Below are 12,343 nucleotides of genomic sequence, written 5' to 3'. Positions count from 1 at the left end.
CTAAGGTCATGATTAGCTGACTAATCATCAGCTCCGGCCTTCACGCAGGCGCTGCTTGCGCGAGGCTGTTTTTTCAAGAGAGATCTATGCCGTTAACTGATCAACATCGCTTCGGAATGCAGCTGGCGCACATGTCCCGTGGGTGGCGGGCCGAACTGGACCGCCGGCTGGCCGGATTGGGATTGTCGCAGGCCCGTTGGCTGGTGCTGCTGCACCTGGCGCGGTTCGACGAACCTCCGACCCAGCGCGAGCTGGCACAGAGCGTAGGCGTCGAGGGGCCGACCCTCGCCCGGCTGCTGGACAGCCTCGAAGCCCAGGGCCTGGTCGAGCGCCAGGCCGTGGTCGAAGACCGCCGCGCCAAGAAGCTCATGCTCTGCCCGCCGGCACGGCCGCTGATCGAGCAGATCGAAACCATCGCCAACGCCTTGCGTGTCGAACTGTTCACGGGCGTCGACGAAGAAGAACTGAGCACCGCCATGCGGGTACACAGCCGCATCCTGGCGAATCTGGAAAAGAAATCCTGAAGTCAACGGGCCGTCATCCGCTTTGAGCAAGCGGGTTGCACAGGCTATAAAGTTATTGGATGTCGGTCTTCAAGGGATTCCCATGCAAGTGCGTATACCGTCGCGTTCAAGGTTCGCCTCACTTCGTCTTATGGCACCGGTATGGGCCTTGGCGCTGTGCTATTCCACGGCCGCGTCGGCCCTGGGCTTGGGTGAGCTGACACTGCGCTCGTCGCTCAACCAGCCGTTTCGCGCCGACATCGCCTTGCTCGACACGGCCGGGTTGGAACAGGACGACATCAGTGCCAGCCTGGCGACAGCCGAAGAGTTCGCCAGGGCTGGGGTGGAACGCAGCTTCTTCCTCAACGACCTGAAGTTCACGCCCGATTTCAGTGGTGGCCGCAAGGTCATTCACGTCAGTTCCAGCAAGGTGGTCACCGAGCCGTTCATGAGCTTCGTGATCCAGGTCGGTCGGCCAAACGGGCAGTTGTTGCGGGCCTTCACGGTCTTGCTCGATCCGCCGGGCATGGGCCCGGGCCTGGCCGACCGCGCGCCGCAGCGTACGCCGGTGGCACAAGCGAACACCCAGCGGCCCGCTGAAGCGCCGGCCAAGCCCCGCACCTCGAGTCAGCCTGCGAACGAGCCGGCCAGACAGGCATCTGCCAAGGCCGCTGCGCCGGGGCCTTCGCAGGATGCTGCGCAACTGGCAGCGGCTGCGCTGGAAAACCAGCAACTGCAAAAGAATTTCGACGACGTGCAGGCGCGCCTGCAGAGCCTTGAGGCGCAGGTCGCCGACAAGGACAAGGAGGTCGCCCAGTTGCAGGCGCGGTTGGCTGAAACGCCGGCCGCATCGCCCCCCGCTGTCGTACCCGGGACTGCAACTGCGACCCCTGCGCCCGTAGCGTCGCCAGCACCCGCTGCACCGGTCTCGGCGCCTGCGCCGGTCGCCACGCCAGCGCCCACGGCCGCGCAAGACAGTAGTGGTTGGTTGAATATCCTGGCGCTGGTGGCTGCCTTGCTGCTGATCATCGCGCTGTTGCTGCTGTTGCGTCGCCAGCGGCAACGCAAGTCGGCGGCATTGCTTGAGGCTTTCGAACCGGTGGTGACCCAGCCGGTTCAGCCTGCGCCACCGGCCACTGCCGCAGCACCCTCGGTCGTGGAAGCCGCGCCACCCAAGCGCGCCGAGCCTGCGCCGGTGCCACGCCGGGAAGCCCCGACGGCCACCGACGCCCTGGACGGGGCAAGCATCTATATCGCCTACGGGCGCTTCAATGAGGCCTTGGGTATTCTGCGCGACGGTCTGGCCAGGCAGCCCGAGCGTACCGACCTGCGCGTGCGCATGCTCGAAGTGCTCGGTCAGCAGGGCAATGCCAAGGGCTTTGCCGAACAGGAGGCCTTGCTCCTGTCGGCTGGTTTCAACCCACAGACGCTGAGCGAGATACGCGGCCGCTTCCCCAATCTTCAACCAGCTCCAGCACCTTCGTCGCCAGCCGCCACGGCCCCTGCCAGTCTGGCACCCACAGCCACGGCGGCAGTGCTGGCCGCCAGTGCCGCCGCTGCGGCGGCTGCCGCGCCTGTGCACTCCGAGCCCCAGCCCGCGCCTGCGACCGAATCTGCCCCGGAAGCCGACTTCGATTTGTCCGATTTCGATCTGGATGCACTCGACTCCCCGGCCGAAGCCGCGCCAACGACGCAGCAGGACGATGAATTCCAGCTCAACCTGGATGACCTGTCCATGGATGCCGACTGGGCGCTGGTCAGCCCCTTCGGTGACACGCCGGCGCCCAAAAGCAAGCCGGCTGCCGTGCCCATGGCCGAAGAGGCAATGGACCCGGAGTTCACCAGCAACCTCAAGGAACTGCCGGAAGTCTTCGAGATGCCCGAGGAGCAGTTTCTCAGCGATTTCGCCGAAGTCGAAGAGCTCCCGCCAATCGAAGAGCCCCAGACCGAGGACGTCCCGGCCGGCAAGAGTCAGGAAGACATCGACAACGAATTCCTCGACAGCTTCATCGCCGACAGCGATCTGCCCGAGTTGGATGCCCTGACCGTCGATTTCGATGACCTGGAACAGCAGCACGCGTCGGCGCAGAAACTCGATCAGGCCCAGCAGTTGTTCGACGAGGGCGATGCAGGCGAAGCCAGCGCCTTGCTGCACGAACTGCTGGAGGACGGCGACGAGTCCAGCAAACAGGCGGCACGCCAGTTGCTGGCGCGGATGGGTGAGGCATGAGCGAGGCCGCCGTCGCCAAGCCCCAGGTGGTGATCACCTACTGCACCCAGTGCCAGTGGTTGCTGCGTGCCGCGTGGCTGGCTCAGGAACTGCTCAGCACCTTCGGCGAGGACCTGGGCCAGGTCGCCCTGGCGCCGGCCAGTGGGGGCACCTTTCACATCACCTGTGACGGCGTGCAGGTCTGGGAGCGCAAGGCCGACGGTGGCTTCCCCGAAGCCAAGGTGCTCAAGCAACGCATTCGCGACCTGATCGATCCGGCCCGTGACCTTGGCCACAACGAGCCTGCGCGCCCAGCTTCCTGAATGCTGCCCGGCTGACCCCGATCAGTGCCGCCAGAACGCCGGCATGCACAGGATCAGCACGGTGATGATTTCCAGTCGGCCCAGCAGCATGCCCACGGCCAGTATCCACTTCGCCGCGTCGGGGAGGGTGGCGAAGTTGCCAGCCGGGCCGATCACCTCGCCCAGGCCGGGACCGACGCCGGAGACCGTGCTGGCGGCCCCGGTAAGCGCAGTCATCCAGTCCAGGCCCAGCAGCGACAGCGCCAGCGCGATGATGCCGACGGTGAAGCCGAAGAAGAACGAGAAGGTCAGGATCGATCGCACGATCTCTTCGTCCAGGCGATGGCCGTTGTACTTCTGCTTGATCACTGCGCGCGGATGGATCAACTGATTGAGGTTGGACTTGAGCAGGATGTAGGCGACCTGGAAGCGGAAGATCTTGATCCCGCCTGCCGTGGAGCCCGAGCAGCCACCGATGAAGCCCAGGTAGAAGAACAGCATCAGGGAAAAGTTGCCCCACAGGCTGTAGTCGCCCAGGGCGAAGCCCGTGGTGGTGACCACCGAGGTGACGTTCAGCGCCACGTGGCGGAAGGCCGTCCACCACGGCAGCTCGGTGGTGGCCCAGTACCAGGTGCCCAGCACCAGCCAGGTGACCACCAACAGGATCAGCATGCCCTGCACCTGCTGATCGCGCAGCAGGGCCTGGCGGTTGCCGCGCAGGGTGGAGACGTAGAGGGCGAAGGGCAGGCTGCCCAGGATCATCACCACGATGGCCACCCAGTGCACGGCCGGTTGCTGCCATTTGCCCAGGGACAGGTCGGAGGTCGAGAAACCGCCGGTGGAGATCGCCGACATCGCATGGTTGACCGCATCGAACGGGCTCATCCCCGCCAGCCAGAAGCCCAGGGTGCCCAGCGCGGTGAAGCCGACATACACCAGCACGATGAACTTGGCGACCATGTGCGAGCGCGGCATGACCTTTTCCGAGCGATCGCTGGATTCGGTCTGGAACAGGCGCATCCCACCGATGCGCAACAGCGGCAGGATCGCCACGGCCATGCCGATGAAGCCGATGCCGCCGAGCCAGTGCAGCATCGAGCGCCACATGAGGATGCCGGGGGACATTTCGTCCAGGTGGCTGAGCACCGTCGAGCCGGTGGCGGTGATCCCCGACATGCTTTCGAAGAAGGCGTCGGTGTAGCTGATGTGGTTGGTCAGCAAAAAGGGCAGGGCGGCGAACACGCAGACCACCACCCAGCTGCTGACCGTCAACAGATACATGTCGCGCGGCCGCAGGTTGACGTTGTCGGGGCGTCCCGGCAGTACCAGCATCAGGCCGGCGACGAAGGTGATCAGGCTCGCCCATAGAAACGACTGGATGTCTTCGGTGCGTTCGAACACCACCAGCGTGCCCATGGGCACGACCATGCTCACGGCCAGGGTGATCAGGAAGATGCCGATAATGAAACCGATGATGCGCAGGGTCGGCAACGCCATGGGGTCAGCTCTGGCCATGAAGGAAAGGGCCGCCATTCTACCTGCGGGCCACAGCATGTAAACCCGGCAGGCGGAGGCCGCTTGGGTCTAGAATAGCGGCTTATCGTTCCACAGGAGGTTGCCCATGGAGGCGCTCGAGGTTTTGCTCAATCGTGTTTCCGCTCCCCGGCTCATGGAGCCTGCACCAACCGCTGCGCAGCGCGAAGTGCTGTTCCAGGCCGCGCTGCGCGCGCCCGACCACGGCCAGCTGCGGCCGTGGCGCTTTCTCACCGTCGAGGGGGAGGGCCTGCAGCGGCTCGGCGAAGTGCTGGCCGAGGCCACCGCGCTTAACCCCGAGGCCGGCGAGGCAGCATTGGAGAAAGCCCGCAACATGCCCTTGCGCGCGCCGCTGGTCGTGGTGGTGATCGCTCGCCTGCAGGAGCATCGCAAGGTGCCACAGAGCGAGCAACTGCTGGCGGCCGGCTGCGCCGCTCATGGCATTCTGCTTGCGGCCAACGCTCAGGGGCTGGGTGGCGTCTGGCGTACCGGCGAGCTGTCCTACGCGCCTTATGTCGCGGACAAGCTGGGCCTGAGCGAAGGCGAGCAGATCATCGGCTTCCTGTACCTGGGCACGCCTGTGCGCGAACTGCGCGAAGCGCCGGCCCTGGCTCCCGCCGACTTCGTGCAGGCGTGGGGCGCCTGATCGTACTCGGCTAGGCCCCCACCACCGGCACCGGTGGCAAGTCCAGGGTCGCGATCAGGCCGCCCTGGGCATGGTTTTCCAGGTGCAGACTGCCGCCATGCCGTTCGGCGGCGCGGCGGGCTATGGCCAGACCCAGGCCATGGCCCGCCGCGGTCTGCCCTGGCGCGCGAAAGAACGGCTCGCTCAGGCGCGCCAGATGTTCCTCCGCCACCCCCGGGCCGTGATCGCGGACGCTGATGCGCACCCGGCCATCCACCTGTTGCGCCGACAGCACGACCGGCAACGGCCCGGGGTTGAAGCGCAGGGCGTTGCGCAGCAGGTTGTCCACGGCCCGTTCGATCATGGTCGGCCAGCCCTGCAACGCCAGGTGCGGGGCAATGTCCAGTTCGATGGGTTGCTCCGGCACGGCCACCAGCGCGTCCTTGCGTACGGCGTGCAGCAGGGCTGGCAAATCCACGTCTTCAGCGGTGGCCTGTTCCGCGTCGACCCGCGCCAGTACGAGAATCTCGCTGATCAACGCTTCCAGGCGATCGCACTCGCGGGTCAGGCGTGGCCACAGCAGGTCGCGCTGAGCGGGCTCGGCGCGTTCCGCCAGGGCCAGGGCGATGCGCAGCCGAGCCAGGGGCGAGCGCAGTTCGTGGGACACGTCGCGCAACAGCTGGCGCTGGCTGCCGATCAGGCTCTGCAGGCGTGAGCCCATGCGGTTGAAGTCGCGCGCCAGCACACCGAATTCGTCACGACGACTGGCCAGCTGCGCCAGGCTGTTCTGCTGATAGGTGGTCTGCCCCAGTTCATGCACGGCGCCGCGCAGCCGGCTCAGCGGGCGGGTGATCGACAGGGTCACCATCAGACTGAACAGCGTCAGCACGACCAGTGCGATCACCAGTGCGCTGATGGGCATGAGCAGGGAGTCGCGATGCCAGGAATCGAGCTCGGGGTGAGGGATGCGGTAGATCAGCAGGTACGTGTCGCCCGTGGTGGGGCTGGTGTATTCCGCTGTCAGGCGTCGCCATGGCAGGTCGCGGTCGTTGTCGTTGTGGCGCGCCTCGAAGGCTTCCGCGCGACGGGGGAAGGTTCCCGGCACGACCGCTTCGCCAGCCTCGTTGAGCACCTGGGTGTCGATGCGGTAGCGCCGCTTGCGTTGTTCAAGCAGTTCCTGGGCAGCTTCGCCACCCTTGCTTTCATAGCGCTCCACCCAGTCCTGGGCGAAATGCTTGACCGCCGGATGCCGACTGAGGATCCAGGTGTCCTGGTTCAACATGTGGCCCAGCAGCACCGAGAGGCCGGCTACCAGGGCGATGGCCAGCCAGAAGCTGGCCAAGATGCGCCAGAACAGTGAACGCAAGGCAAATTCCTCAATGAACGAAGCCCGGTACGCGTGAGCGTACCGGGCTGGGGGCGTGCGCCGATATTACTGGGTTTTCTTGCCTTGCTGGGCTTTCCAGGCCTGGAATTCGGCCCATTCGGCGCGGCGTTCGTCCTCTTTCTTCTTCATCTCGTCGAACTGCTTCTGCTGCTCGGGCTTGAGCACGGCACGTACGTCGGCCTGAGCCTTGTCGTGGTTGGCCTTGATTTCATCTTCCATGGCCTTGCGATCGGCCGCTGGCAGCTTGTCCAGGTACTTCTTGGTGATCTCGCGCTGTTGATGGCGTTCTTCGCCCATCAGCTTGCCGACCTGGGTGCGTTGCTCGTGGGTCAGGTCGAGCTGGGCGAACGGCTCACCGCCACGAGGGCCTGGGCCGCCTTTGCCTGGGCCTGGGCCGAAACCCTCGGGGCCGCCTTGGGGCATGGCCATGGCCAGGGTCGGCAGGGTAGCGGCGAACAGCATTGCGAGGGTGGTCTTGCGCATGGTGAATCTCCTGTCTGGTTCCCGGTCGTTACCGGATGTGGCCAGTTTAGGGAGATCAAGGTCAGGCGCGGTCAAGGCCGCGTAAAGCTTGTGTAAAGGGATGACGCGGTCGTTACTGACAAATCCCTGCGCGTTCAGGCGCCGAAGTGGACGGCGCGATCGGTGCGATGCGCCGACCAGCTACTGCGCATAGAAATAGCCACGGCTGCGCAGGGCCATGATCCGCGGCCGGCCGTCGGCGTGGGGGCCGATCTTCTTGCGCAGGTTGCTGACGTGCATGTCCAGGCTTCGATCATAGAGGGTGAGCTTGCGGCCCAGGGCGATCTGCGCCAGTTCCTGCTTGTCCAGTGGCTCGCCCGGCTGGCGCATGAGCGCTTCGAGCAGGCGGCTTTCGGAAACGGTCAGGTTGATATCGTGCTGATCGATACTGACCACGCCGCGAGCCGGGCTGAAGCACAGGTCGCCCAGTTCCATCTGTCCTGCCACCGCCACCGGGTGGCTGCGGCGCAGGACAGCACGCAGGCGAGCCGTCAGCTCCCGCGGATCGCAGGGTTTGGCCAGGTAATCGTCGGCGCCCAGCTCCAGGCCCAGGATGCGATCCAGCGGTTCGCCCCGTGCCGAGAGCATCAGCACCGGCAGGTCAGGGTGTTCGCTGCGCAACTGCTTGAGCAGCTCCAGGCCGCTGCCGTCGGGCAGCATCACGTCGAGCACCACGGCCGCCGGTGCCAGCTCGGCGAGGGCCTTGCGTGCGCTGCTGCCATCATGGCAGGCCCTGACCTGGAAACCTTCTTGGCTCAACCAGCTGTTCAGCAGCTCGCACAGCTCGATGTCGTCGTCGATCAGTAACAGGTCGCTCATCTAAACCTTCATTCAGGCGCAGGCAGGGTCTGCTTGAAAGGTTTGACCAGCACGTCCTGGTAGACACCGGCGGCCACGAACGGGTCGGCGCCAGCCCAGGTCTGGGCTTCGTCCAGCGACTCGAAGTGGGCAACGATGAGGCTGCCGCTGAACCCGCTTTCGCCGGGGTCATTGCTGTCGATGGCTGGGTGTGGACCGGCTAGGACCAGACGGCCGGCGGCTTCCAGCTGCTTCAGACGCTCCAGATGCTCAGGCCGTGCGGCCAGGCGTTTTTCCAGGGAGTTGGGCGTGTCGGTGGCAATGATGGCGTAGAGCATGTCAATCCTCGGTTTTCGGTGTTGTACGATCGGAATCATGCAGGTGACGGGACAGGTAGATGCCCTGGCCCACCAGGAACAGCAAGGTCATGGCCAGGCTGCCGAACACTTTGAAGTCGACCCAGAACTGCTCGAAGGTAAATGCCACGAACAGGTTGGCAGCGCCGCAGAACAGGAAGAAGACCACCCACGCCACGTTGAGTTTCGCCCAGATCGGGTCGGGCAGGGTTAGGGCATGGCCCATCATGCGCTTGATCAGCAGTTGCTTGCCGATGAAATGACTGCCGGCGAACGCCAGGGCGAACAGCCAGTTGACCACCGGTGCCTTCCATTTGAGGAAGGTTTCGCTATGGAAGGCCAGGGTCAGGGTGCCGAACACCAGGCAGGCGATCAAGGTCAACCACTGGCCTTTTTCCAGCTTGCGCTGCTTGATGAACAGCAGACCGTAGACCACCACCGAGCTGGCGATCAGCACTTTGGTGGCGCTGAAGATGCCGCCCAGTTCAAAGCTGTAACCGGCCAGGTCGACCATGTGCGGGTCGGTCTTGTAGACGATGAGGAACAGGAGCAGCGGGATGAAATCGATCAATTGTTTCACAATGGCAGCCAGAAGCAGGATGTGGCGGCATAATAACAAACATCAATGACTGCGAAAGCGCCACTATGAATGTTGACCTGCACTGCCACAGCACCGCTTCCGACGGCGCCCTTGCGCCTGCCGTCCTGGTGCAGCGAGCCTTCGATCACGGCGTGCAGACCCTGGCCTTGACCGACCATGACACCCTGGAAGGCCAGCCAGAGGCCCGTGCGGCCGCGACAGCACTGAACATGCAGTGGGTCAGTGGTGTCGAGATGTCATGCACCTGGGGCGGCGCGACCATCCACGTGCTCGGTTACAATTTCGCTCTGGATGCGCCGCCTCTGGTCGCCGCGCTCGACAGCCTGCACCACGGTCGCTGGCTGCGTGCCGAAGAAATCGACCGGCGCCTGGCGCTCAAGGGCATGCCCGGTGCCCTGGAAGGTGCACGCGCCATCCAGCAAGGTCTGGGCGACAGCGGCAATGCGCCGGCCCGCCCGCACTTCGCCGATTTCCTCGTGCAGCAGGGCTACGTCAAGGACCGCCAGGAGGCGTTCCGCAAGTGGCTGGGCGCCGGCAAGCTGGGTGACGTCAAGCAGCACTGGCCCACCCTCGAGGACACAGTGCGCACATTGCGCGAAGCCCGGGCCTGGATCAGCCTGGCGCACCCGTTGCACTACGATTTCACCCGCAGCAAGCGGCGCAAGCTGATCTGCGACTATATTCAGGCCGGAGGTCATGCGATCGAGGTGGTCAACGGCATGCAGGCGGCCGAGCAGGTCGGCACGCTGGCCATTCTGGCTCGCGAGTTCGGCCTGATGGTCAGCGCCGGCAGTGATTTCCATGGTCCGGGCGCCTGGGGCGAAATCGGTGTCTATCGACCCTTGCCGGTGGACCTGCCGCCTTTGTCCGCGCGGTTCAAGCACGATCCGTCAATCTCCGCCTGAACAGGATGCCAACGTGAGTCAATTCTTTCAGATCCACCCAGAGAATCCGCAGCCGCGGTTGATCAAGCAAGCGGTCGAGATCATTCGCAAGGGCGGTATCGTGATCTACCCCACTGATTCCTCCTACGCCATCGGTTGCCAGATTGGCGACAAGAGCGCGGTGGAGCGGGTGCGCCGCCTGCGCCAGCTGGACGACAAACACAACTTTGCGATCATCTGCTGCGACCTGTCGCAGCTGGGGCTGTTCGCCAAGGTCGATACCGCGGCGTTCCGCCTGCTCAAGGCGCATACGCCAGGGCCGTATACCTTCATCCTCAGTGCCACCCGCGAAGTGCCGCGCCTGCTGTTGCACCCCAAGCGCCGTACCATCGGCCTGCGCGTGCCCAGTCATCCGATCGCCCTGGCTTTACTGGAAGAGCTGGGCGAACCGCTGATGAGTGTGAGTTTGATCATGCCCGGTGACAGCGAGCCGCTCAGTGATCCGTACAAGATGCGTCAGTTGCTGGAAAAACACGTCGACCTGATCATCGATGGTGGTTTCGGCGGGACCGAAGCGTCCACCGTGATCAACCTGGCTGACGGCGATCCGCAGGTGATACGTGTGGGTTGCGGCGACCCGGCTCCGTTTGCGGCCATGGCGTGAGTGACCTGAGCGCGGTCGAAGAGCCGTCGTCCAGCCTTGCCCAAGGCTCGCCCGAGCAACTGCAACTGGCGCTGGTCTATGGCCAGGCGTTCACCCAGATGCCGCAGGACCTGTACATCCCGCCGGATGCGCTGGAAGTGTTTCTGGAGGCGTTCGAAGGTCCGCTCGACCTGCTGCTGTACCTGATCCGCAAGCAGAACATCGACATCCTCGACATTCCCGTGGCGGAAATCACCCGTCAGTACATGGGCTACGTCGAGTTGATGAAGAGCGTACGCCTGGAGCTGGCCGCCGAGTACCTGGTGATGGCCGCCATGCTCGCCGAGATCAAGTCGCGCATGTTGCTGCCGCGCAGCGCCGTGGTCGAGGACGAAGAGCACGATCCGCGTGCCGAGCTGATTCGCCGCCTGCAGGAATACGAGCGCTTCAAGGCGGCCGCCGAAGGGATCGACACCCTCAAGCGGGTGGGCCGTGATCTCTACGTGCCCAAGCTCGATGCGCCCCAGGCCAAGGTACGCAAGCTGCTGCCCGAGGTCAGCCTGGAAGAGCTGCTGATGTCCATGGCCGACGTGTTGCGGCGCAGCGACATGTTCGAAAGCCATCAGGTCAGCCGTGAGGCGCTGTCGACGCGCGAGCGCATGAGCCAGGTGCTCGAACGCCTGCGCGGTGGCGGCTTCGTGCCTTTCGTCGAGCTGTTCGGTGTCGAGGAAGGCAAGCTCGGCGTGGTGGTGACCTTCATGGCCATCCTCGAACTGGTGAAGGAGCAACTGATCGAACTGGTGCAGAATGACGCCTTTGCCGCTATCCATGTGCGTGCCCGAGCCGAACAATGAACTTGACTGACCCGCGCGATCTGGCGCCGCTGCTTGAAGCCTTTCTGCTGGCCTCCGGAAAACCCCAGTCCCTGGAACGCCTCCATGAGCTGTTCGAGGAGGCCGAACGGCCGGAGCCGGCGGTGTTCAAGAAGGCCCTCGAGGTGCTGGGCAAATCCTGCGAAAAGCGCGCGTTCGAACTGGTCGAGGTGGCGTCCGGCTACCGTCTGCAGATCCGCGAGAAGTACGCGCCCTGGGTCGGCCGGCTCTGGGAAGAACGGCCGCAGCGCTATTCCCGTGCCCTGCTGGAGACCATGGCCCTGATCGCCTATCGCCAACCCATCACCCGCGGCGAGATCGAAGACGTGCGCGGCGTGGCGGTGAACAGCAATATCGTCAAGACCCTGGTGGAGCGTGAGTGGATCCGTGTAGTGGGTTACCGCGACGTGCCGGGCCGGCCGGCGATGTTCGCCACCACCAAGGCCTTCCTCGATCACTTCAACCTCAAGAGTCTCGACGAATTGCCGCCGCTGGCGGTTCTGCGCGAGATGGAACCTGAGTCGGTCCTCGACGACCACGACGAAGACGCGCCGGTCCCTGCCCATCTGCAGGCGTTGGCCGATGCCAGTGCCGAGGGTGAGGGCGAGGCACCGCCCAAGGACGAGACCAGCTTCCGCTCGTTGCTGGTGGAACTCGATTCGATGGAACAGGGGCTCAAGATCGACTTCGATGATCTGCTCGAAGATCCTGCCAAGACTGACGACGATCGCTGATACCGCGCTGCGCTTTTCGCGGCCACTGACCGCTCCTACAGAAGATTGCTGTCTTCCGGTGGATCGCGCTTTTACGGTAGGAGCGGTCATCGGTCGCGAAGAAAGCAGCGCGGTGTGTCAGGTTGAGCTGCGGTGCAGTCGCGATCCATGCTCTGCTTGAGTGCATCAGAGGCCCGCAATACCTGAACGACACCCGCCGCCCCACACATTTCCTACCTCTGCCAGACGCACCAATGCGGACATGGATTGCCCTCCAATGAAGCATTTAATTCAATAAAATTAAACCTTGAATTATTTGATTCTTGCTCCTAGTCTCGTTCTCGACAGGCCTGCGCAAGTACCCAGGCCGCCATTGGCACTGACGTGAATCGGGG

14 protein-coding genes are annotated in these 12,343 nt (G+C 64.3%); 8 read left to right on the top strand and 6 right to left on the bottom strand.

The window, feature by feature from the left end; translation table 11 throughout:
- The first annotated feature begins 86 nt into the window (after nucleotides 1-86).
- The 3 genes from AC788_RS13195 to AC788_RS13185 all read left to right on the top strand — a co-directional run bounded on the left by AC788_RS13195 (nucleotide 87) and on the right by AC788_RS13185 (nucleotide 3,035).
- Nucleotides 87-524, top strand: coding sequence for a MarR family transcriptional regulator (locus AC788_RS13195; protein WP_049861044.1), 438 nt, complete (start codon nucleotides 87-89; stop codon nucleotides 522-524).
- An 82-nt stretch (nucleotides 525-606) separates the two neighbouring features.
- On the top strand, nucleotides 607-2,733 hold the full coding sequence (locus AC788_RS21635; protein ID WP_236690520.1) for a FimV/HubP family polar landmark protein: 2,127 nt from the start codon (nucleotides 607-609) through the stop codon (nucleotides 2,731-2,733).
- Nucleotides 2,730-3,035 carry a SelT/SelW/SelH family protein gene (locus AC788_RS13185; protein ID WP_049861042.1) on the top strand — a complete coding sequence of 102 codons (306 nt, stop codon included), beginning with the start codon at nucleotides 2,730-2,732 and terminating at the stop codon, nucleotides 3,033-3,035. The genes AC788_RS21635 and AC788_RS13185 overlap by 4 nt, the downstream gene beginning before the upstream one ends.
- A 21-nt stretch (nucleotides 3,036-3,056) precedes the next feature.
- Here AC788_RS13185 and AC788_RS13180 read toward each other — a convergent pair whose 3' ends face one another.
- The gene (locus tag AC788_RS13180) at nucleotides 3,057-4,511 is read right to left on the bottom strand and encodes a TrkH family potassium uptake protein (RefSeq protein ID WP_049861041.1); all 1,455 of its coding nucleotides are present in this window, start codon (nucleotides 4,509-4,511) and stop codon (nucleotides 3,057-3,059) included.
- 124 nt (nucleotides 4,512-4,635) lie between these two features.
- Here AC788_RS13180 and AC788_RS13175 point away from each other — a divergent pair, with 124 nt between their 5' ends.
- Nucleotides 4,636-5,193 carry an NAD(P)H nitroreductase gene (locus AC788_RS13175; protein WP_049861040.1) on the top strand — a complete coding sequence of 186 codons (558 nt, stop codon included), beginning with the start codon at nucleotides 4,636-4,638 and terminating at the stop codon, nucleotides 5,191-5,193.
- Between the two features lie 10 nt (nucleotides 5,194-5,203).
- On the opposite strand, the gene AC788_RS13170 is transcribed toward AC788_RS13175, so the two are convergent.
- From AC788_RS13170 to AC788_RS13150, 5 genes are all read right to left on the bottom strand, one after another.
- Nucleotides 5,204-6,538, bottom strand: coding sequence for a sensor histidine kinase (locus AC788_RS13170; protein ID WP_049861039.1), 1,335 nt, complete (start codon nucleotides 6,536-6,538; stop codon nucleotides 5,204-5,206).
- 66 nt (nucleotides 6,539-6,604) lie between these two features.
- The gene (locus AC788_RS13165; RefSeq protein ID WP_049861038.1) at nucleotides 6,605-7,042 is read right to left on the bottom strand and encodes a Spy/CpxP family protein refolding chaperone; all 438 of its coding nucleotides are present in this window, start codon (nucleotides 7,040-7,042) and stop codon (nucleotides 6,605-6,607) included.
- A 180-nt stretch (nucleotides 7,043-7,222) separates the two neighbouring features.
- On the bottom strand, nucleotides 7,223-7,900 hold the full coding sequence (locus AC788_RS13160) for a response regulator transcription factor (RefSeq protein WP_049861037.1): 678 nt from the start codon (nucleotides 7,898-7,900) through the stop codon (nucleotides 7,223-7,225).
- An 8-nt stretch (nucleotides 7,901-7,908) separates the two neighbouring features.
- A complete protein-coding gene (locus tag AC788_RS13155) occupies nucleotides 7,909-8,217 on the bottom strand; it encodes a YciI family protein (protein ID WP_049861036.1) in 309 nt (102 codons plus the stop codon).
- A gap of 1 nt (nucleotide 8,218) precedes the next feature.
- Nucleotides 8,219-8,815: a septation protein A gene (locus AC788_RS13150; RefSeq protein WP_049861035.1), complete on the bottom strand. Its 597-nt coding sequence runs from the start codon at nucleotides 8,813-8,815 to the stop codon at nucleotides 8,219-8,221.
- A 65-nt stretch (nucleotides 8,816-8,880) separates the two neighbouring features.
- On the opposite strand from AC788_RS13150, the gene AC788_RS13145 reads away from it, so the two are divergent.
- The 4 genes from AC788_RS13145 to scpB all read left to right on the top strand — a co-directional run bounded on the left by AC788_RS13145 (nucleotide 8,881) and on the right by scpB (nucleotide 11,969).
- Nucleotides 8,881-9,741 carry a PHP domain-containing protein gene (locus tag AC788_RS13145; RefSeq protein ID WP_049861034.1) on the top strand — a complete coding sequence of 287 codons (861 nt, stop codon included), beginning with the start codon at nucleotides 8,881-8,883 and terminating at the stop codon, nucleotides 9,739-9,741.
- Between the two features lie 13 nt (nucleotides 9,742-9,754).
- Nucleotides 9,755-10,384 (top strand): L-threonylcarbamoyladenylate synthase, encoded by a 630-nt coding sequence (locus tag AC788_RS13140; RefSeq protein WP_049861033.1) that lies wholly within the window; start codon nucleotides 9,755-9,757, stop codon nucleotides 10,382-10,384.
- A 131-nt stretch (nucleotides 10,385-10,515) separates the two neighbouring features.
- Complete coding sequence (locus AC788_RS13135; protein WP_161804301.1) at nucleotides 10,516-11,217, top strand: segregation and condensation protein A; 702 nt, start codon at nucleotides 10,516-10,518, stop codon at nucleotides 11,215-11,217.
- Entirely contained in the window at nucleotides 11,214-11,969 is a 756-nt protein-coding gene (gene scpB, locus AC788_RS13130; protein WP_049861032.1) for an SMC-Scp complex subunit ScpB, read from the top strand. Before AC788_RS13135 ends, scpB begins: the two co-directional genes overlap by 4 nt.
- The last annotated feature ends 374 nt before the right edge of the window (nucleotides 11,970-12,343 follow it).

The organism is Pseudomonas sp. RIT-PI-a (assembly GCF_001187875.1).
GTDB classification, from domain to species: Bacteria; Pseudomonadota; Gammaproteobacteria; order Pseudomonadales; family Pseudomonadaceae; genus Aquipseudomonas; species Aquipseudomonas coleopterorum.
This window is presented reverse-complemented; position numbering and strand designations above follow the sequence as displayed.